Origin of the sequence: Bacillus sp. 179-C3.3 HS, from assembly GCF_047229225.1 — a bacterium.
In the GTDB taxonomy this organism is placed as follows: Bacteria; Bacillota; Bacilli; order Bacillales; family Bacillaceae; genus Bacillus.
Window position 1 is genome coordinate 125,500 of sequence record NZ_JBFEFT010000001.1, and the last position, 19,403, is coordinate 144,902.

General features: G+C 42.1%; 20 protein-coding genes. 13 read left to right on the plus strand and 7 right to left on the minus strand.

Annotation, left to right across the window (positions count from 1 at the left end; translation table 11 throughout):
• Positions 1 to 112: 112 nt before the first annotated feature.
• The 5 genes from AB1K80_RS00640 to AB1K80_RS00660 all read right to left on the minus strand — a co-directional run bounded on the left by AB1K80_RS00640 (position 113) and on the right by AB1K80_RS00660 (position 3,864).
• Positions 113 to 1,654: a cation acetate symporter gene (locus AB1K80_RS00640; protein ID WP_412854689.1), complete on the minus strand. Its 1,542-nt coding sequence runs from the start codon at positions 1,652 to 1,654 to the stop codon at positions 113 to 115.
• Positions 1,651 to 1,968: a DUF485 domain-containing protein gene (locus AB1K80_RS00645; RefSeq protein ID WP_412854690.1), complete on the minus strand. Its 318-nt coding sequence runs from the start codon at positions 1,966 to 1,968 to the stop codon at positions 1,651 to 1,653. Before AB1K80_RS00645 ends, AB1K80_RS00640 begins: the two co-directional genes overlap by 4 nt.
• Before the next feature lie 104 nt (positions 1,969 to 2,072).
• The gene (locus AB1K80_RS00650) at positions 2,073 to 2,741 is read right to left on the minus strand and encodes a glycosyltransferase family protein (protein WP_412854691.1); all 669 of its coding nucleotides are present in this window, start codon (positions 2,739 to 2,741) and stop codon (positions 2,073 to 2,075) included.
• A complete protein-coding gene (locus AB1K80_RS00655; RefSeq protein WP_412854692.1) occupies positions 2,734 to 3,423 on the minus strand; it encodes a methyltransferase domain-containing protein in 690 nt (229 codons plus the stop codon). The genes AB1K80_RS00650 and AB1K80_RS00655 overlap by 8 nt, the downstream gene beginning before the upstream one ends.
• Positions 3,424 to 3,723: 300 nt before the next feature.
• Positions 3,724 to 3,864, minus strand: a complete 141-nt coding sequence (locus AB1K80_RS00660) for an anti-repressor SinI family protein (RefSeq protein WP_412854693.1) — start codon at positions 3,862 to 3,864, stop codon at positions 3,724 to 3,726.
• A gap of 457 nt (positions 3,865 to 4,321) precedes the next feature.
• Here AB1K80_RS00660 and AB1K80_RS00665 point away from each other — a divergent pair, with 457 nt between their 5' ends.
• Together AB1K80_RS00665 and AB1K80_RS00670 are read left to right on the plus strand one after the other, a co-directional pair.
• Complete coding sequence (locus AB1K80_RS00665; RefSeq protein WP_412854877.1) at positions 4,322 to 4,705, plus strand: GtrA family protein; 384 nt, start codon at positions 4,322 to 4,324, stop codon at positions 4,703 to 4,705.
• A 25-nt stretch (positions 4,706 to 4,730) separates the two neighbouring features.
• Positions 4,731 to 4,988, plus strand: a complete 258-nt coding sequence (locus AB1K80_RS00670) for a hypothetical protein (RefSeq protein WP_412854694.1) — start codon at positions 4,731 to 4,733, stop codon at positions 4,986 to 4,988.
• 33 nt (positions 4,989 to 5,021) lie between these two features.
• On the opposite strand, the gene AB1K80_RS00675 is transcribed toward AB1K80_RS00670, so the two are convergent.
• The gene (locus AB1K80_RS00675) at positions 5,022 to 5,867 is read right to left on the minus strand and encodes a helix-turn-helix domain-containing protein (RefSeq protein ID WP_412854695.1); all 846 of its coding nucleotides are present in this window, start codon (positions 5,865 to 5,867) and stop codon (positions 5,022 to 5,024) included.
• A 183-nt stretch (positions 5,868 to 6,050) separates the two neighbouring features.
• On the opposite strand from AB1K80_RS00675, the gene AB1K80_RS00680 reads away from it, so the two are divergent.
• The 8 genes from AB1K80_RS00680 (at position 6,051) to qoxD (ending at position 15,315) form a co-directional block, all read left to right on the plus strand.
• Positions 6,051 to 7,241: a galactokinase gene (locus AB1K80_RS00680; protein ID WP_412854696.1), complete on the plus strand. Its 1,191-nt coding sequence runs from the start codon at positions 6,051 to 6,053 to the stop codon at positions 7,239 to 7,241.
• The gene (galE, locus tag AB1K80_RS00685) at positions 7,229 to 8,221 is read left to right on the plus strand and encodes a UDP-glucose 4-epimerase GalE (protein ID WP_412854697.1); all 993 of its coding nucleotides are present in this window, start codon (positions 7,229 to 7,231) and stop codon (positions 8,219 to 8,221) included. Before AB1K80_RS00680 ends, galE begins: the two co-directional genes overlap by 13 nt.
• Before the next feature lie 31 nt (positions 8,222 to 8,252).
• Positions 8,253 to 9,773, plus strand: a complete 1,521-nt coding sequence (galT, locus tag AB1K80_RS00690) for a UDP-glucose--hexose-1-phosphate uridylyltransferase (protein ID WP_412854698.1) — start codon at positions 8,253 to 8,255, stop codon at positions 9,771 to 9,773.
• 4 nt (positions 9,774 to 9,777) lie between these two features.
• On the plus strand, positions 9,778 to 10,860 hold the full coding sequence (locus tag AB1K80_RS00695; RefSeq protein ID WP_412854699.1) for a M24 family metallopeptidase: 1,083 nt from the start codon (positions 9,778 to 9,780) through the stop codon (positions 10,858 to 10,860).
• 513 nt (positions 10,861 to 11,373) lie between these two features.
• Positions 11,374 to 12,339 (plus strand): cytochrome aa3 quinol oxidase subunit II, encoded by a 966-nt coding sequence (gene qoxA / locus AB1K80_RS00700; protein ID WP_412854700.1) that lies wholly within the window; start codon positions 11,374 to 11,376, stop codon positions 12,337 to 12,339.
• 18 nt (positions 12,340 to 12,357) lie between these two features.
• Positions 12,358 to 14,316, plus strand: coding sequence for a cytochrome aa3 quinol oxidase subunit I (gene qoxB / locus AB1K80_RS00705; protein WP_412854701.1), 1,959 nt, complete (start codon positions 12,358 to 12,360; stop codon positions 14,314 to 14,316).
• Positions 14,316 to 14,933 (plus strand): cytochrome aa3 quinol oxidase subunit III, encoded by a 618-nt coding sequence (qoxC, locus tag AB1K80_RS00710; RefSeq protein WP_412854702.1) that lies wholly within the window; start codon positions 14,316 to 14,318, stop codon positions 14,931 to 14,933. Before qoxB ends, qoxC begins: the two co-directional genes overlap by 1 nt.
• 1 nt (position 14,934) lies before the next feature.
• Positions 14,935 to 15,315, plus strand: a complete 381-nt coding sequence (gene qoxD, locus AB1K80_RS00715; RefSeq protein ID WP_412854703.1) for a cytochrome aa3 quinol oxidase subunit IV — start codon at positions 14,935 to 14,937, stop codon at positions 15,313 to 15,315.
• Positions 15,316 to 15,391: 76 nt separating this feature from the next.
• On the opposite strand, the gene AB1K80_RS00720 is transcribed toward qoxD, so the two are convergent.
• Positions 15,392 to 15,655: a spore morphogenesis/germination protein YwcE gene (locus AB1K80_RS00720; protein WP_412854704.1), complete on the minus strand. Its 264-nt coding sequence runs from the start codon at positions 15,653 to 15,655 to the stop codon at positions 15,392 to 15,394.
• Between the two features lie 452 nt (positions 15,656 to 16,107).
• Here AB1K80_RS00720 and AB1K80_RS00725 point away from each other — a divergent pair, with 452 nt between their 5' ends.
• The 3 genes from AB1K80_RS00725 (at position 16,108) to AB1K80_RS00735 (ending at position 19,245) form a co-directional block, all read left to right on the plus strand.
• Positions 16,108 to 17,322 carry an FtsW/RodA/SpoVE family cell cycle protein gene (locus tag AB1K80_RS00725; protein WP_412854705.1) on the plus strand — a complete coding sequence of 405 codons (1,215 nt, stop codon included), beginning with the start codon at positions 16,108 to 16,110 and terminating at the stop codon, positions 17,320 to 17,322.
• A gap of 112 nt (positions 17,323 to 17,434) precedes the next feature.
• Positions 17,435 to 18,184 (plus strand): oxygen-insensitive NADPH nitroreductase, encoded by a 750-nt coding sequence (gene nfsA, locus AB1K80_RS00730; protein WP_412854706.1) that lies wholly within the window; start codon positions 17,435 to 17,437, stop codon positions 18,182 to 18,184.
• A 59-nt stretch (positions 18,185 to 18,243) separates the two neighbouring features.
• On the plus strand, positions 18,244 to 19,245 hold the full coding sequence (locus AB1K80_RS00735; RefSeq protein ID WP_412854707.1) for an LLM class flavin-dependent oxidoreductase: 1,002 nt from the start codon (positions 18,244 to 18,246) through the stop codon (positions 19,243 to 19,245).
• Positions 19,246 to 19,403 lie beyond the last annotated feature (158 nt).

Consider the following 19,403-nt stretch of genomic DNA (forward strand, 5'->3'; position numbering starts at 1 on the left):
AAAAAAATGGCTAGGTTATAAAGATATAGACGTAAAATCAAAGGACAATTTAAACCATATTGAGATGTTGATTGAAGTCAACATAAAAGCCGGCTCAACAGCCGGCTTTCTCTCATGCATCCGTATCCATATGCATCCCGGTATGTGCCTTTACTTGAATTTCAGTAAAGGTGTCTTCATCGGCTTTCTCAGAGGAGAAAATCGTGCCAAGGTATGCGGCAAGGAATCCAAGTGGGATAGAGATAATCCCAGGATTGGATAGCGGAATGAGTGGTTCTCCTGTGAAGATGGCTGCCCCCGATGGATCCCAAACGCTTGGGCTGAGCGATACAATGATCAGTGCACTCAAAAGCCCTGTTAAGCTTCCGGCAATGGCACCAGTCGAGTTGAATCGTTTCCAAAAGACAGTGAAGAGAATCAATGGTAAATTCGCACTTGCTGCAACTGCGAAGGCAAGAGAGACAAGAAAAGCAACGTTTAAAGACTGGGCAAATAACGCTAGCACGATGGAGAGAATGGACACACCAATAGACGCAAATCGAGCGGCCTTTACTTGTTCCCGTTCACTTGCTTTTCCTTTACGAATGATTTGGCTGTAAAAATCATGGGCAAAGGCAGATGCGGCAGACAGCACGAGACCCGTCACTACAGCCAAAATGGTCGCAAACGCGATGGCGGAGACAAAGGCAAATAAGAAATCCCCGCCCAGTGCTTGTGCGAGCAACGGTGCGGCCATATTTCCTGCGGCATCGGCTGCTGTGATCGCATCTGATCCGACAAAGGCAGCGGCACCAAAGCCAAGGAAAACCGTCATCAAATAAAAGACCCCAATGATCCAAGTAGCTGAAAGCACAGATTTCCGTGCAGAAATGGCATCTTTCACCGTATAAAAACGGATCAAAATATGTGGCAAACCTGCCGTTCCAAGTACCAGGGCGAGGTTTAGGGACAGGGTTTCTAATGGCACATTATATTTATTTCCCGGTTGGAGGAAAGAATCACCGAGAGGGGTCGCTGTTTTCATCTGTTCAAACATGTTCAACAGGTTGAAATCAAATTTTGCAAATACAAGGATGGAAATGATGAGTGTTCCAAGCATGAGGAGAACGGCTTTTGTGATTTGTACCCAGCTAGTCGCAATCATGCCGCCAAACACCACATAAATGGTCATTAATACGCCCACAATCAACACGGCAATCCAATAATCAATGCCGAGAAGCAGTTTAATTAATGCGCCTGCCCCAACTAGCTGTGCAATCATATAAAAAGTTGAAACGGTGATGGTATTAAAGGCAGCTACCCCCCGAATGGCAGGGCGTTTAAATCGGGCAGCGATCATATCTGCCATCGTGTACTTTCCTAGATTTCGAAGTGGTTCAGCCACAACATAGAGGACAACCAGATATGCCACAAGGAATCCAATGCTATAGAAAAATCCATCAAATCCGTTTAATGCAATCATTCCCGCGATACCTAAAAATGAGGCAGCCGACATATAATCCCCAGCGATGGCAAGACCGTTTTGGAAGCCAGTCAGCCCTCCTCCCGCTGTATAAAAATCACTTGCATTACTCGTTTTTTTAGCCGCAAAATACGTGATGACCAACGTGAGTCCTACGATCGCTATGAATAAAATAAAAGCGGTCATACTCATTCGTCATCACCTCTTGCATCCATACTCTTTAAAGCGCTTACATATTTATCGAACTGAGCAGCTTTTCTCGCATAAATGGCACATAAAATCCATGTCATCAAGAATTGCATGAGGGCGAATAACCAAGCCCATGAGATAGCACCAATGGCTGGTGTGTTCAAAAAGGTGAAATAAGATGTAGCTACTGGCAGTGAAAAGTAAAAAAGAAAAAAGAAAATCGTCATCGGAACTATAAATCGGCGTTTTTCCTCAAGAAGTGTCCGGAAATTCTCTGAAGCGGCAACCTTCTGATAATGCACTTTTTTTTCTGCCATCGTTTCCTCCTTTAGACGAATTAGGGACAAGGTACTCCAATGTATGAAACGATCTAGTTGTTTATGACAGTATAACAAAAAAACGCACCTATAAAAGGTGCTTTTTACCGATAATTCTCAAGGAATGTTCGCCGTGCTTTTTCATATGCCTCTGCATCAAAATGATCTCCACATTTGTGGATACACCAAGGCTCCTCTTGTTTAGCAATCCCGACATCATAGCCTTGCATCGTAAATTCAAAAGACTGCGACACATCATAAAAATGAAAGCCATCAAAGAGGTCATCACGCCATTTCACATCATATTGTGTCGCCATGAAGAGACCGTCAATCGCCGATGCTTTGATATACGGTTGAGTCTCTGCTTGGACATGTGATGATTCAAAGGACAGTAGCTGGTAAGTGTCGTGCCGATATTCAATGACCTTTCCTCTACACGCAGGACTCTCCCACCAAATCCCGCTCTCTGGCACAATATCTGCCCCAATCACCCCAACCATTCCAAGCGACGGATTTTGCAAAAATAACGGGATGAGCTCAAGCAACATCTGTTGTTTGAAAATGAGTGTATCTTGGTGAAGATATATCTTAAATTGGGCGGGATGTGCGAGGGCTTCATTATACCCTGAAGCCATACTTGATGCGTTTCTAATGGGTAAGACCTCTACATGATACCCATGCGGGGCTGGGAGTGAGGCGATTTGGCGAAAACAAGCTTGAAACATCGTTTCATCATTCACGCACAAAACAAAGAGAATGGTAGAACTATTCATTCAACTGAACCGCCTCAATCACGTATTGATAGGCTGTTGACGCGTCGTTAAAATCAAAACGGATGCCATGCTTGACGAGCAGTTCATGTAAATCATGTGTGACCTTCTCATAGGAAGGATGCTGAACGCGTATGGTTTCCACTTCACGAATGCGGAAACCAGCAGAATGAAAGAGTGCATGTATTTCATGTAAGGTAAAAAAGCGTAAGTGGGTTTGATCCATCAGCCCTGCATCTGTATAAGAAAATCTCCCAGCTAGCAGTTCTAAGACTGTTGAAATGTGGCCGATATTTGGAATGGAAGACAGGATCACGCCCTCTTTTTTTAGGAAGGGTTTGACCTTTTTTAATACTGCCCACGGATCCAATAAGTGTTCGAGTACGTCTCCGAAAACGATACAGTCAAACTGTTCATGTTGATATGGAAGCGCCATTTGTTCAATATTGCCACATAGCACATGATCTAGCTCTTGTTCAGCTTGCTTTGCAGCATCCTCAAATGATTCAATACCAAAAATGGTTCGGCCTTTTTGTTTCAAGGCTTTTCCGAGCTTCCCTGTACCGCATCCGATATCTAAAAGAGATGTCCATTCATCTCGAATATGATCTACGATGACAGGATTGGCACCATGATAATACTGATCTTCTTTTTGATGATAATAGGATAGAGAATCTGAACTCACGCTTACCCACCTTTCTCCATTCACATGGCTTTCATCTTACTATATGGGTGGGAAGCTTGTTTTTATGACGAGGGAAGGGTCGCTTACATGAATCATGCTGAAAAAAGAATCGTATAGAGAACAGGAAACGGACTGTCCTCCTATATAGAAAGACAGAACCCCCATTTATTGGATGGGCTTGGTATGGAGAGGTGTTCAATTATTGTAGCGTATCGTCATGAAAGGATTTTCAAAAGGTCAATTGACAGGTCAGAACTTTTAGCCAAAGCAGTCTGAAAGACAAAGGATAACGGCGTTGATTTACGGTTTGTTTATCGTCTTCTGATCACCGTTGGATGTTAAAAAAGCTTGTATTTCTTCGATGCCTAGTCCAATTTTTTTCGCTTCCTGAATCAAATAAACCCACTCTTCGTCAACTCTTCTTTTCACTTGCGTATCCATAATATCCTCCAGTTCAATAAGACATATTCATCTGCAACCAATGACTTGAACAAACCGTCTAATAACTGTCCGTGCTTGTGAAAGCAGTGACAAACTAGATTTTTGTCGAAAATTGATGACATTTAACCTATTTTGTAAAAACGATCACCTACCACGTCCCTAAAAAAATGACTAAAAAACCCATAAATATTGATTTCTTACTTCTAATAATAAACAAATGTAAAGTCGGTTAAAAGATTATAAATTAAAATAATGATAAAGACCTAAATCAATTGACTCATACAAATCATCTAGCTTAACATATGCCATCGTTAGGAACAATTTCATCTTTACAGAACGTACATATTGTTCGTTTGGGAAGTTCTTTCCAAGATGGTATCCTAATAGAAATAGAAACCAACAAGAAGGAATGAAGAAAGACATGTATAGCCTTTTTCAAAAGTATCAAGAAGTTGTCATGTATATTGTCATGGGTGTATGTACAACCATTGTCAACATAGTCAGCTTCTATTTATTCGTTGAGATGTTTTCCATGGATTATAAAACAGCGACGGTTGTTTCATGGGTATTTGCTGTTCTCTTTGCTTATATCACCAACAAGAAGTATGTCTTCAAACAGAAGGCAAATGACATCAAAAGCCTCATGCGAGAGATCTCTTCGTTTTTTAGTGTGCGTCTCATATCTCTAGGTGTAGATCTAGGGCTGATGATTTTATTTGTCAGCCAGATGGCGCTCAATGAAACTGTCGCAAAGATTCTTGTTAACTTTGTGATTGTCGTGGTGAATTATGTCGCCAGTAAATGGTTCGTTTTCAAGAAAACAAAAGAAGATGCGATTTAACACAGAAAAAGATAGGTGAATGAACATGTGCAGCAGGCCAGACGAATTATATGATGCCATATATCAACAAACAGAAAAGCAGCATGAACAAGTGCTGAGGCTAGTCAAGGAAATGACCGCACATCCAGAAGCGTTTTCAGAACAAGAAAAGGAAAAGATCAACCGTATGGACATTGCGCTTCAAACAGCAACGGACATCTTAGAAAATTTGATGACCCCTGACACGCAAATGACCATTGTTTTAAGACAAGGGAGAATTCGTGTTGATCTGACGAAAGCATAAAAGAAAGCAGCCAACTGAAAAGCGGCTGCTTTTTTATGCATCGCTTGTTTCCCGCAGTTGCTTTGGAGACATGCCGATTTTCTTTCGAAAGACTTTATTCAAGTAATTCGCATTTCGGTAGCCGCACTGTATGGCGATTTCTTCAATCGAATATTTCGTTGTTTTCAGTAACGTTTCCGCCTTCTCTAGTCGAATATTGGTTAAGTAGTGAATGGGTGTAAAACCAGTTGCTTTTTTGAACTCTCTCGTAAAATGACTTTTGGATAAACGTGCCGCAGAGGCCATATCGTCAGGGCCGATTTCTTCGTGAAAATGATGGCTCGCAAATAAAGCGGCTTGTACGATTGGCTCAGGCCATTTCTCCATTTGTCCCTCAAGCTTTGGCAAATAAGAATACAGTTCCATGACAAATTGATAAGCAAGACTGGATCCCTCAAACGGATTGGTAATCCGTCTTTCACTGGCCTCATCATAAATCTTCTTGAGTAGGCGAATTGGTTTGGAGTTTGGATGAAAACGCATGACCTGCTTCCCTTGATCCATAAATTGATCAAAGCAAAGATCACAGGCTTCCCCGTAAAGTGTCAAGTACATGAATTCCCAATGCTCACTGCCTTCTGGAAAATAGTATTGATAGGCACCTGGACTTTTCACAAGAAAGGCCTGTCCTGGCAATACCTTGAATCTCTTCTGTCCAATTTCGATCATGCCATGACCGGACAATGTGAGCTGAAAGATGCATTTGCCTTGATCCTTTCGCTCTACGCCATTCCAGCGATATAACGAAGATGATTGAACGTCCCAGCCAACAGACCAAATTTGCGCCGGCAGTGTCACATCAGAATGGTGAAAACGAAATGCAAATGCTTCCTTCTTCAAATTGGAAATCCCCCTTCACAGCAAAAAACAACCTTTTTCTATTTTGAATCATGGTACACCTCATATCTCATCGTACCATTCACAGCAAAAAAAGGGTATTTTTAAACGGTTTTTTTACCATTGAACTCCATCTATTTAGCCAACTACAATAGGAATATGAGGAAATAAAAGGGGGAAATGGATATGATCGAAAACGTGCGAATGGCATTTCAGCAGCACTTTGGACAAAGAGAAGGATTGCGTTATTTTTTTGCTCCAGGCAGGGTGAACCTAATTGGTGAACATATTGATTACAATGGAGGTCATGTTTTCCCATGTACCTTGACCCTTGGTACTTATGCAGTAGCGGCAAAGCGATCGGACAGACGCGTTAGAATGTATTCCTTGAACTTTGAAGGAGAAGGTGTGAAAGAAATGGATCTTTCTGAAATCGCTTACGTGGAGGCCGATGGCTGGGCGAACTATCCAAAGGGTGTCTTCCGTCAATTGATAGAAGCTGGCATGAACATCAATGAAGGCTTTGACATTGTGTATGGTGGAAATATCCCAAACGGTGCCGGTCTCTCATCATCTGCCTCCATTGAGCTTGTCACTGCTGTATTGGTGAATGAATGGTATTCACTTGGCATATCAAAAGTGGATCTTGCCCTTCTGACGCAGCGTGCAGAAAATGAGTTCATTGGCGTCAATTGCGGCATTATGGATCAATTTTCAATCAGTCTTGGAAAAGAGGATCATGCCATTCTATTGAACTGTGACACTCTTCATTATGAATACAGCCCATTTCAGCAAAGCGGTTTATCTCTAGTGATCGCCAATACAAACAAACAGCGAACACTAGCAGACTCCAAATATAATGAACGCCGAGCAGAGTGTCAGGCGGCATTGGACGATCTTAGAAAAGAAATGGACCTTGCCCATTTATGTGAATTAACTGTTGATGAATTTGATCAACATGCCCACCTCATCCAAGATGAAACAAGTCGTAAACGTGCGAGACATGCTGTGACAGAAAATGAGCGGACATTGAGAGCGGTACAACTTCTGAAAGATGGTAAAATTGAGGAAATGGGTGCTCTCCTGAAAGCCTCTCATCTTTCTTTAAAAAACGATTATGAAGTGACTGGTATTGAACTAGACGCATTGGCTGAAGCAGCTTGGCGTCACCCTGGCATCATTGGTTCTCGTATGACCGGTGCCGGTTTTGGTGGCTGTACAGTCAGTATTGTAAAAGAAGAGCAGTTGGACTCATTTATAGAAGAAACGGGAGCGGCTTATTTGAAAGAAACAGGGATGAGGGCCTCGTTTTACACGGCTGGAATCGGAGGCGGCGCACGAGAATTAACGAAGGAGGAAATGGAATGGCGATTTTAGTATGCGGAGGAGCAGGCTATATTGGTAGCCACGCGGTAGCGGCTCTTTTAGAAAAAGGAGAACAAGTGGTCATTGTTGATCATTTACAGACAGGCCACAAAGAAGCAGTTGTAGAAGGGGCTGTATTCGAGCAAGGGGATTTAAGAGATCGCGCTTTTTTAAGACATGTCTTTCAAACACATCCGATTGAAGCGGTGATGCATTTCGCTGCAGATTCACTTGTTGGTGAAAGTGTAACAGACCCGCTCAAATACTACGATAACAATGTCGGCGGAGCGACGGTTTTACTTCAAGTAATGAATGAATTTGGAGTGAAGAACATCGTATTTTCCTCAACAGCTGCTACATACGGTGAACCAAAGCACGTCCCGATTGTTGAAACGGATGAAACGAACCCAACGAATCCGTATGGAGAAACAAAACTAGCCATTGAGAAAATGTTGAAATGGTCAGAGAAAGCGTATGGCATAGAGTATGTCGTGCTTCGTTATTTTAATGTAGCAGGTGCACATTCAGAAGGCATTCTCGGCGAAGATCACCAACCAGAGACGCATCTGATTCCGATTATTCTTCAAGTCGCTTTAGGGAAGCGTGACCAGATCATGATTTACGGTGATGATTATGAGACAGAGGATGGCACGTGTGTCAGGGATTATATTCATGTGATGGATTTAGTAGAGGCACATATACGAGCGGTTGATCGCTTGCGTCAAGGAAAAGGAAGTGCAACGTACAATTTAGGAAATGGCACTGGATTTTCTGTGAAGCAGGTGATAGAAGTGGCAAGAGAGGTCACGGGTCATGACATCCCAGCGCAGATAGCAGCAAGACGAGCGGGAGATCCGGCAAAGCTCATCGCTTCTTCTGAGAAGGCACTTCAAGAACTAGGGTGGAAGCCTCGTTATGCCGACCTTCAGACCATCATTCAAAGCGCATGGGATTGGTTCCAAACACATCCAGATGGCTATCGGAGTGAATAAAGGCTAGCAGGCAAGAGAGGGGATGGTGGGAATGACCATTGATATTCATGAAAAGCTGGAGCAGTTGATTGGATACGGGATTGAAAAGGAACTCATCACACCACTAGATTTAGACTATACGAGAAATCGATTGCTAGAGGTGCTTGGGATTGATGATGCGAAGGTAAGAGCGGTCACAGGAGCTAGCGACCTTGAAGAGATATTGACGCCGATGTTGGATTGGGCGGTTGAAACAGGTCTTCTTCCAGAAGGGACAGACACGTACCGTGATTTATTAGATGCCAAAATAATGGGTTGTTTGGTGGCGCCGCCAAGCGTCATCTATGCCAAGTTTGAAGAAATACGTCTACTAGAGGGACCGAAGGCAGCCACAAGTTGGTTTTACGACATGCAAAAACATGCACATTACATTCATACGGGCAGAGTTGCTAAAAATGTTCAGTGGTTTACAGCGACAGACGACGGTGTACTAGAAATCACCATTAATCTATCTAAACCAGAGAAAGACCCAAAGGCAATTGCTGAAGCGAAGAAGCTCACTCAAAAGCAATATCCTCAATGCTTACTTTGTAAAGAAAATGTTGGATTTCAAGGACGGATCAATCATCCGGCAAGACAGAATCATAGAATTATCCCTGTGACATTAAGAGAAGAATCGTGGTTTTTGCAATTTTCACCTTATGTGTATTACAACGAGCATTGTATTGTGTTCAAGGGCGAGCACGAGCCGATGAAGATCACGAAAAAGACCTTTGAACGCCTACTTTCCTTCCTATCGATCTATCCGCATTATTTTATTGGATCAAACGCCGATCTGCCAATTGTTGGTGGTAGCATATTAAGTCATGATCATTTCCAAGGGGGCGCGCATGAATTTCCGATGGCGAAGGCAGAGGTGGAGGATCACTTTTCTCTGAGAGCATATCCGGGTGTAAAGACTGGCATTGTGAAGTGGCCGATGTCTGTCATTCGCTTGCAAAGTGACAATGAGGAGGAGCTTGCAGACGCAGCAGATTTCATTCTGAATGAATGGAAAAGGTATTCCGATGAACAGGTGGGTCTGATCGCTTATACAGGCGATACCCCCCACAACACCATCACACCGATCGCACGCCGGCATGGGCAAGCATATGAATTAGATCTTGTCTTGCGAAATAACCGTACAGATGAACAGCACCCAGATGGAATTTTTCATCCTCATGAAGAAGTTCATCATATTAAAAAAGAGAATATTGGATTAATTGAAGTGATGGGGCTTGCTGTCCTCCCTGGAAGATTAGCAGAGGAATTAAGCCAATTAAAAGAAGCGTTATTATCCAAGCACCCACTTGAAGACATCAAGGCCCGTCCCGCTATCAGAAAGCACGGAAAATGGGCGGAGCGAATGCTGAAAGAGCACACCTTCACAGAGGGCAATACAGAAGCTATTTTACAAGAGGAAATTGGACGTATCTTTTCTCGTATTCTCTCCCAAGCAGGTGTGTTTAAACGAACTGTGGAAGGGAAAAAGGGTTTTAAACGATTCATTGATACATTAAATGTGGGTAGGTGATGACATGATTGAACAAGTGAGAGCCATCATGGAGGAAAAACAACTGGACGGTATCTTGATTCAAAAACGAAATAACTTTTCATGGCTAACAGGTGGAAGAAGGAATCATATTGTATTAAACACACCAGAAGGGGTTTGTCGGTTACTCGTATGGAAGAATGACATTGTCTTGATTGTGAATCAAATGGAGGAAAAACGAATCATCGAAGAAGAAATGGCATTTTTTGGACATCCGTATCAAGTGGTCACAATGGACTGGTTTGAAGATGATGACACCTACATTCAAGCACTCACAAAAGAGAAACGTATGGGGTCAGACACTCAGGTGGAAGGGTTTGAATGGATCGAACCAGACTTGTCACATGTGCGCTCCGTTCTTTCTGCACCACAACTCAAGCAATATGAAGCCCTTTGCTATGAAACCGCATGTATTGTAGAGAGTGTTTGTAAGGAAATCCTTCCGGGACAAACGGAACATGAAATTGCGGCTCTTGTCGCCAAGAAAGCATTGACGAAAGGAATGACAATTGAAGTCCTGCTTGTCGCAACCGATGACCGTATCCACCAATACCGTCATCCGATTCCAACAGATAAAGTTCTTCAAAAGCATGCACTTGTTGTCCTTTGTGCTGAACGGCATGGACTCGTCGCAAACGTTACAAGGTCCGTCTATTTTGGGCAACTGCCAAAAACACTTGAAGAAAACAAAGAGCGGCTGGCACGCATTGACACCGTCATGAATGCAGCGACACGACCTGGAAGAACGATTGGCGATGTACTAAAAAGAGGGATTGCACAATATGAAAAAGAGGGGTTTCCTGATAATTGGAAAAAGCTCCATCAAGGCGGAAAGACAGGGTATGTGTCAAGGGAAATCATCGCCGTACCTTCATCAAAGGAAGACGTTCAGCTTCATCAAGTATTCACATGGAACCCTTCGCTACCTGGACTAAAATCAGAGGATACGATGGTAGTAGAAGAAAAGGGGAATCGCTTTTTAACGTATACTGGGCAATGGGTATACATTGACATTGAACATGATGGGGTCCTGTATAAACGACCTGACCTATTGATCAGACATGAATAACGAACGAGTGCCGGCGATGAGCCGGTTTTTTTGTCGAATCTTTTAGTAGGATTTAGGTGCATTTATCAGAAATGCCAAATCTTACAGCATATAAGGGAAGGATCGACGCTTTCTTTTCTTGTCTACGTGGGGTAGAATGGGGGAGGTTTTCGTCGAATATAGGGACGTGATTAGAAAGTTTACTAGGATAAAATTTCATTCAGTTTAATTGAAATTTGACCAAACTTTTTTATTGTGGTAAACCTAAATTTGACAAACTTTTTGTTTGGATGTCGTTTGCCTTCAACTCTCAACTTTTCTATTTCCTAGAAATTTATTGTGTATACAATAATATAAATTTATGTCGAATTTATGACATTTTAATAGAATTATGTTGAAAAATAAATGAACTTTTGAAAAAAGGGGAGCTAACTCCTACAGATTTTGATAGCATTACAAAGGGAAGAAAAGTTTTGGAAGGCAGATGGCTTTTCACAATGATTCAGCAATTTATACATTATCTAAGGAAGGATGGTGATCTTCTTGTTCAGAGCCATTAAACCTATGCTTTTATTAGCGATGCTCGTGAGTGTTTTTGTATTAGGAGGTTGCAGCAATATCGCTGTTTTAGACCCTAAAGGACCGGTCGCAGCACAACAATCAGACTTGATCCTTTTATCTATCGGATTCATGCTCTTTATCGTTGGTGCGGTATTCGTTCTATTTACCATCATTTTGGTTAAATACCGTGAGCGTAAGGACGTAGGAAACGCCTCTTATAACCCAGAGATTCATGGGAATACGCTTTTAGAAGTTATCTGGACAGTGATCCCAATATTAATCGTTGCTGCCCTTTCGGTTCCAACTGTGAAAACAATTTATTCTTTGGACGAGGCACCTAAAGCAACAAGCCACAAAGATCCACTTGTCATTTATGCAACGGCTGTTGATTGGAAATGGATCTTTAGTTATCCAGAAGAAGATATTGAAACAGTAAACTACTTAAACATTCCAACGGATCAGCCAGTTTTATTCAAGATCACTTCGGCTGATACAATGGCATCACTTTGGATCCCGCAACTAGGTGGAGAAAAGTATGCAATGGCTGGAATGGAAATGGAACAGTACCTTCAAGCTGATGAAGTAGGCACATATGAAGGAAGAAACGCCAACTTCACAGGAGAAGGCTTTTCTCACCAAAAATTTAAAGTCAATGCGATGAAGCAATCTGACTATGACAAATGGGTAAGTAAAACGAAAAAAGAAGCACCAAAGTTAACGAAGGAAACATATGACTACTTGATGCTTCCGGATGCAGCTGATGTGCAGACATTCTCATCCACACATTTATCCTTTGCAAAGCATGGAGAGGACGCTGAATATGCACTCCAAGCGCGCAAACGTTTAGGCTATCAATCAGTTTCTCCACATTCAAAAACAGATCCTTTTGAGAATGTGAAGAATTATAAAAGAAAATCAGAAAGCGAACAAACTGACTAAGGAAAGGAGGAGGCCGTTATGCAATTTAAATGGGATGAGTTTTTTGTAACTGGAGACCCATTAATACTTGGCGCGCAGATTTCGATCGCTCTTACATCCATTGCCATCGTTTTTGTTTTAACATACTTCAAAAAATGGAAATGGCTCTGGAAAGAATGGCTGACATCTGTAGATCATAAAAAGCTTGGAATCATGTATATCCTTGCTGCTGTGGTGATGTTCTTCCGCGGTGGAGTAGACGGACTGATGATGCGTGCACAGCTGGCGCTTCCTAATAATACGTTTTTAGATTCAAACCACTATAACGAAATATTTACAACGCATGGTACGATCATGATTTTATTCATGGCGATGCCATTCTTAATTGGTTTAATTAACGTTGTTGTGCCACTTCAAATTGGGGCACGTGACGTCGCTTTTCCTTATTTAAACAACCTAAGCTTCTGGACTTTCATGGTCGGAGCGATGTTGTTTAACATTTCCTTCGTCATCGGGGGATCACCAAGTGCAGGTTGGACAAGTTACATGCCGCTCGCCGGTAATGACTTCTCACCAGGTCCTGGACAAAACTACTACTTGCTCGGGCTTCAAGTTGCAGGTATTGGTACACTTATGACAGGGATTAACTTCATGGTGACCATCTTGAAGATGCGTACAAAAGGGATGACGCTTATGCGTATGCCGATGTTCACATGGACTACATTGATTACGTCTGTGATCATCGTATTCGCTTTCCCTGTACTGACAGTTGCTTTAGCACTTATGACATTTGATCGTTTATTCGGTTCTGCGTTCTTTACACTCGAAGCGGGCGGTATGCCGATGCTTTGGGCGAACCTTTTCTGGATTTGGGGACATCCTGAGGTTTATATCGTGATCTTGCCGGCCTTCGGTATTTTCTCGGAAATCTTTGCAACGTTCTCAAGAAAACAGTTGTTTGGTTACAAAGCGATGGTTGTATCGATTGTGGCAATCTCTGTTCTTAGTTTCCTTGTGTGGGTTCACCACTTCTTCACAATGGGGAACAGTGCAGCGGTTAACTCATTCTTCTCGATCACAACAATGGCGATTTCTGTACCAACAGGTGTGAAAATCTTTAACTGGCTCTTTACGATGTATCGAGGTCGTATCAGCTTTGCATCACCAATGCTTTGGGCGCTTGGTTTCATCCCGAACTTCGTTATCGGTGGTGTAACGGGCGTTATGCTTGCGATGGCAGCTGCGGATTATCAGTACCATAACACGTACTTCCTTGTATCCCACTTCCACTATGTATTAATCGCAGGTACTGTATTTGCTTGTTTTGCTGGTCTTGTTTTCTGGTATCCGAAAATGTTTGGTTACAAGTTAAACGAAAGAATCGGCAGATGGTTCTTCTGGGTATTTATGATCGGATTCAATATCTGTTTCTTCCCGCAGTACTTCTTAGGACTGCAAGGAATGCCTAGACGTATTTATACGTATGGACCAGAGGATGGTTGGACTGCACTTAACTTTATTTCAACAATTGGTGCGGTCTTGATGGGTGTTGGATTCATCATCCTTTGCTACAACATTTACTACAGCTGGAGACATGCAAAACGTGAAGTGTCTGGAGACAGCTGGGGAGATGGACGTACGCTTGACTGGGCAACATCTTCTGCGATTCCGCCGCAATATAACTTTGCAGCACTTCCAGAAGTGACATCACCAGATGTATTCCATCATTGGAAACAAGACAATGTGGACGTTCACCCTGAAAAAGAATTTAAGAAGATTCATATGCCGAGCAATTCAGGTAGACCACTTATCATGTCTGTATTCTTTGGAATCGGCGCGTTCGGGCTTGTGTTCGAATGGTACTGGATGGGTGTAGTCGGTCTGATCGGTGTATTCGCAACAATGATTTTACGTTCATTTGATTATGACGATGGCTACTATATTCCTGTTGAAGAAGTAATTGAAACAGAGAAAAAGAATAAGGAGGCGCAGAAGTAATGGGACATAATGATAGCAGCTACGCAAATGCACCGCTTGAATATCAGTCTGAAACAGGACGTTTAAACATTCTTGGTTTCTGGATATTCCTTGGTGCTGAAATCGTGTTGTTCTCAACACTTTTTGCGACCTACTTTGTTCTTCATGGTAGAACAGCTGGTGGTATCCTACCAGCTGAGCTATTTGATATGAAGCTTGTACTAATCATGACATTCTTGCTATTGGTTAGTTCATTTACATGTGGGATCGCCGTTCATGAAATGCGCCGTGGAAGAACAAAAGGAGTTGTCATTTGGACGATTCTGACACTACTTCTAGGTGCAGGCTTCGTTGGTTTAGAGATTTATGAGTTTATCCACTATATTCATGAAGGTGCTACCCTTCAGACAAGTGCATACTGGTCTGCGTTCTTCGTCCTTTTAGGAACGCACGGTCTACACGTATCAATCGGTATTGTGTGGATTATCGGGATCTTGTTCCAAATTAAAAAGCGTGGATTAACACCACAGACAGCTTCGAAGATCTTTATCTCAAGTCTATACTGGCATTTCCTTGATGTTGTATGGATTTTCATCTTCACGGCTGTGTACTTGATTGGATTAGGGGGGCTTTTGTGATATGGCTGGAAAAACACATTCCTCAGCAGAGCATGAGCACTTCCCTTGGAAGCATATCGTAGGCTTTATCCTTTCCATCGTGCTAACAGTCTTAGCATTTTGGATTGCCATTGGAGCTGAAATTGGCAGTGCCGCAAAACTATGGATTATCTTTGGTTTTGCTTTCATTCAAGCATTCTTACAGCTTTTCATGTTCATGCATATGACAGAAAGCGAGAATGGAGCCGTTCAAGTCGGAAATACATTGTTTGGTTTATTCTGTGCAATTATTTTCGTCATCGGATCTGTTTGGATCTTTATGGCTCACTCTCAACACGGTGAGAACAGTAAAGACGGATATTCACCGTCTTCACCAAAGCACTCTGAGAATTCAGAGAAGTAATCTAAAAACCACTCATCACATAGAGATGAGTGGTTTTTATCATGTTGTGATGGGAAGATCTTTGTTGGAATGAGAATTATCTGCTACTGAATCTTTCGCGAATGAATGGAAGTCCATAGATGAGGAATGCTGCAACGTGAGCCAAGATGACATTTATTGCAAAGAATACAATCATGAAGGTATGTCCTGCTGGAGATAAACTGCTTGTCATGTAAAGACCGAAGAAAATCCACATAATCAAAATGGGTGGGATAGAAGCTAACGCAATCTTTCTGTTTTCAAGCCATAAAAACAGGGGTGTAGCTGTTGCAATACATAGGTACGCAAAGAACATATCCATCGTATCCAACTCCTTTGTAAGTTGATGTTCAATCAAACGAGAGGTCAGGATGTTTTTGTGTCTGTTTTTAGGAGATATTGTGAACATTTTGTTACAAGCATTATACCACAATTGACTTTGTTGTAAACGCAATTATTGGAAATTGGGCCTTATTCCATAGATAGGGTGTCTCTCCTCATAACCTCGGTTTTTGCTTGTCGCATCACCACATAGGTGATTGTATTTTTCCTTTAAAGTCTGTAAAATAATCATTTTAAAGGGCTTGTGACCCATTTGAATGATAGAGGAAAATGAACTTTTTTGTGTTGGATCTTGAAAAGTATGTATTTTTGAAAATTGCATGGAACCTTTATGATGTATATTCCGTCATATTTAAAGTGAGTTGCTTTTGGCGAATATTCATTCTAATATTAATAAGGGCTTTTATGTTTTGTAATAAGGGTGGTTAGTTCATGAACAAGCAGAATACATCTCCTTACTATCAAGGAGATTTGATTTTTATATTTTTAGCTTTCTTTGCGATTAGTGTCGTTTCTATCTATGCTGCTGGACAGTTTGAACAATATGGAACGAATGCGTGGACTAGGCAAATTATTTATTATTGCATTGGTGCGATTTGTATTGTTGCCATCAATTATTTAGATCTTGAGCAGCTAGAAAAATTAAGTATATACATCTTTATCGGTGGTATTTTACTTCTCATACTTCTCAAAATAAGCCCTGCTCAAATAGCGGGTAAAGATTTCGCCCCAATTAAAAACGGAGCGAAAAGCTGGTTTGTGTTACCGGGAATAGGGACCTTTCAGCCTTCAGAGTTCATGAAAATTGGCTTGATTATGATGCTGGCTTCTGTGATAGGAAAGTCGACCCCTAGAGGGAAACGGACATTAGAAGAAGATATTTTCCTTCTATTAAAAATTGCCGGAGTGTCTGCTGTGCCAGTTGGACTTATCTTTATGCAGGATGCGGGTACTGGTGCGATCTGTATGTTTATTGTGCTGGTCATGGTATTTTTATCAGGTGTGAATTGGAAATTAATCTCTTTGCTTGCTTCTGTTGTGGTTCTCTTAACGACCGTTGTTCTTTCTGTATTGATCTTGTTTCCTGATTTCGCTAAGGAGAATCTTGGTGTGAAGCAATATCAAATTAATAGAATCACCTCATGGATTCCAGATAGATCAGGTAAGATTGAAGAAACGAAATTCCAAGATGGTTCAAGTGATGCGAAGTTTCAGGTGGATCGAGCAATCATGGCCATTGGTTCAGGACAAATTTTTGGTAATGGCATCAAAGATTTAAAAGTATATGTACCAGAAGCGCAAACCGATATGATTTTCTCGATCATAGGAGAAGCCTTTGGTTTTGTAGGATGTGCTTTTGTTGTCATTCTGTTCTTCTTCCTCATTTACCGGCTTGTCGTTCTCATTGATCGCATTCACCCGCACAGTCGTTTTGCATCATTCTTCTGTGTAGGATATACAGCGCTTATTGTGATTCATACGTTCCAGAATATCGGGATGAACATAGGGGTCATGCCTGTTACGGGGATACCGCTTTTATTCATCAGCTTTGGAGGAAGTTCTGTGTTAGCCGTCCTTATTGGATTTGGTATCGCATATAATGCAAGTGTGCAGTTAACGAAGTATCAAAGTTATTTATTCAAATAGAATGGGGAAAAGGCAGTCTAAAGAGAGGCTGCCTTTTTTTGTTGTAAGTTCTCATTTTTGAAAAATGATCCGTTTTTGCCTTATGATAGAAAGAGTGAAGGAGGTTTTCGACTTGAACAAAACGATAGAAACGATATTAAACCATCGATCCATCCGTTCTTTTACAGATGAGCGTCTGACAAAAGAGGAAGTACGAACACTTGTGAAAAGTGCACAAGCTGCCTCTACATCCAGCTATGTACAGGCGTATAGTATCATCGGTGTCACGGATCAGAAGAAGAAATCTAAACTGGCTGAACTGGCTGGTCATCAGCCTTACGTAGAGAATAACGGGCATTTATTTGTCTTTTGTGCTGACTTGAAACGACATGATGACATGGCGAAAAAGGCAGGGAAAGATCATCAGCAGGCGCTTGAGAACACAGAGGCATTTTTAATCAGCGTCATTGATGCATCTCTCGCTGCACAGAACGTCAGTATCGCTGCAGAATCCATGGGGCTAGGCATTTGCTATATTGGCGGATTGCGTAACCATCTAGCAGAAGTTTCTGACCTGCTTGAAACACCGCATTTTGTCTTACCGCTTTTTGGTCTTGTTGTAGGGCACCCAGCTAATGAATCTTCGAAAAAAGAGCGATTACCAATGGAATTGATCTATCATGAAAATACGTATCAACAAGATGAAACACATGTAGATCGCTATTTAAAAGAATACGATGAACGCATTTCAGCATATTATGAAGAACGGACAAATGGAGAAAGAAAGGATACTTGGTCTGAGCAGATGATTCGCGGCTTTAGTCAGCCAAAACGAGCGTACCTGAGCGAATTTGTCAAAGAGAAGGGTTTTAATCGAACATAATGAAAATGACATCCCCCTTTCAACGAAGAGAGGGGGATGTCTGTAAGAGGTGAGATACGATGAAATTAAGTATACTCGATCAATCGCCTTTGATAGGAAATGCGACACCTGCCGAGGCATTAAGACAAACAGTTGAGCTGGCAAAGCAGGCTGAAACATGGGGCTATCATCGGTTTTGGGTATCAGAGCATCACTTTTCAAATCGGCTGGCAGGCTCAAGCCCAGAGGTGCTTCTTGGCCATCTATCAGCTGTGACATCAAACATCCGTATTGGGTCAGGTGGCGTCATGCTTCCTCACTATAGTGCTTACAAGGTAGCTGAGAACTTCAGAGTGCTCGAAGCCTTAGCTCCAGGCAGAATTGATCTTGGGGTTGGACGAGCTCCTGGAGGAATGCCAATCTCCTCGATTGCGCTTCATGGAGAACGTAAACGTATTGGTGATCGATACGCCGAGCAAATCGAGGAGCTGAAGGTGTATTTACATGACCTAGCAGATGAATGCTATCCGTTGCCACATTTAACTGCTTCCCCAAAAGTGGACACTGCACCAGAGGTATGGTTGCTTGGTTCATCTGGCGAAAGTGCACGCCTAGCAGCAAGGCAAGGGGCAGGCTATACGTTTGCTCTTTTTATTAATGGTGAAGGCGGAGAAGACGCAGTGGCGCAATATATCCAGCGCTTTGAACCTACTGTATTTGGTGATCAACCGCGCATCAGTCTAGCCGTATTTGTGCTATGTGCCGAAACAGAAGAGCAGGCAGAAAAGCTGGCAGTCAGTTTAGATTTATCCTTGCTAGCCAATCTACAAGGTCAGAACCTCGGCGGCTTTCCTTCATATGAAGAGGCACAGGCGTATTCCTATAGTGCCTATGAACGAAAACTAGTAGATGCCAATCGAAAGAGGATGGTGATTGGAACCGCTTCTTCAGTGAAAAAGCAGTTAACAGCATTGGCGAAAACGTATCATACAAATGAAGTGATCGCTGTAACCATCACACATCACATGCAAGATCGGCTCACATCGTATCGTTTACTCAAACAAGCATTTGATGAAGCGTAATATATGTATTGATCGTCCACGCAGCCAGTATAAAGGATAGAGGAGTATCATGATGAGAAAATAAGTGGCTGACAAAAGCAAGCCAAGCGGATACATGCAGGCGACAGAAACAGTCAGCTCGCAAGCTTGATGAAAAGGACGAGGCTGTTTCATATGGA

Bases quoted from the DNA above. Each gene is read 5' to 3' on its own strand.
- AB1K80_RS00640 (WP_412854689.1), bottom strand. From the start codon at position 1,654: ATGAGTATGACCGCTTTTATTTTATTCATAGCGATCGTAGGACTCACG.
- AB1K80_RS00645 (WP_412854690.1), bottom strand. From the start codon at position 1,968: ATGGCAGAAAAAAAAGTGCATTATCAGAAGGTTGCCGCTTCAGAGAAT.
- AB1K80_RS00650 (WP_412854691.1), bottom strand. From the start codon at position 2,741: ATGAATAGTTCTACCATTCTCTTTGTTTTGTGCGTGAATGATGAAACG.
- AB1K80_RS00660 (WP_412854693.1), bottom strand. From the start codon at position 3,864: ATGGATACGCAAGTGAAAAGAAGAGTTGACGAAGAGTGGGTTTATTTG.
- AB1K80_RS00665 (WP_412854877.1), top strand. From the start codon at position 4,322: ATGTATATTGTCATGGGTGTATGTACAACCATTGTCAACATAGTCAGC.
- AB1K80_RS00670 (WP_412854694.1), top strand. From the start codon at position 4,731: ATGTGCAGCAGGCCAGACGAATTATATGATGCCATATATCAACAAACA.
- AB1K80_RS00680 (WP_412854696.1), top strand. From the start codon at position 6,051: ATGATCGAAAACGTGCGAATGGCATTTCAGCAGCACTTTGGACAAAGA.
- galE (WP_412854697.1), top strand. From the start codon at position 7,229: ATGGCGATTTTAGTATGCGGAGGAGCAGGCTATATTGGTAGCCACGCG.
- galT (WP_412854698.1), top strand. From the start codon at position 8,253: ATGACCATTGATATTCATGAAAAGCTGGAGCAGTTGATTGGATACGGG.
- AB1K80_RS00695 (WP_412854699.1), top strand. From the start codon at position 9,778: ATGATTGAACAAGTGAGAGCCATCATGGAGGAAAAACAACTGGACGGT.
- qoxB (WP_412854701.1), top strand. From the start codon at position 12,358: ATGCAATTTAAATGGGATGAGTTTTTTGTAACTGGAGACCCATTAATA.
- qoxC (WP_412854702.1), top strand. From the start codon at position 14,316: ATGGGACATAATGATAGCAGCTACGCAAATGCACCGCTTGAATATCAG.
- qoxD (WP_412854703.1), top strand. From the start codon at position 14,935: ATGGCTGGAAAAACACATTCCTCAGCAGAGCATGAGCACTTCCCTTGG.
- AB1K80_RS00720 (WP_412854704.1), bottom strand. From the start codon at position 15,655: ATGGATATGTTCTTTGCGTACCTATGTATTGCAACAGCTACACCCCTG.
- AB1K80_RS00725 (WP_412854705.1), top strand. From the start codon at position 16,108: ATGAACAAGCAGAATACATCTCCTTACTATCAAGGAGATTTGATTTTT.
- AB1K80_RS00735 (WP_412854707.1), top strand. From the start codon at position 18,244: ATGAAATTAAGTATACTCGATCAATCGCCTTTGATAGGAAATGCGACA.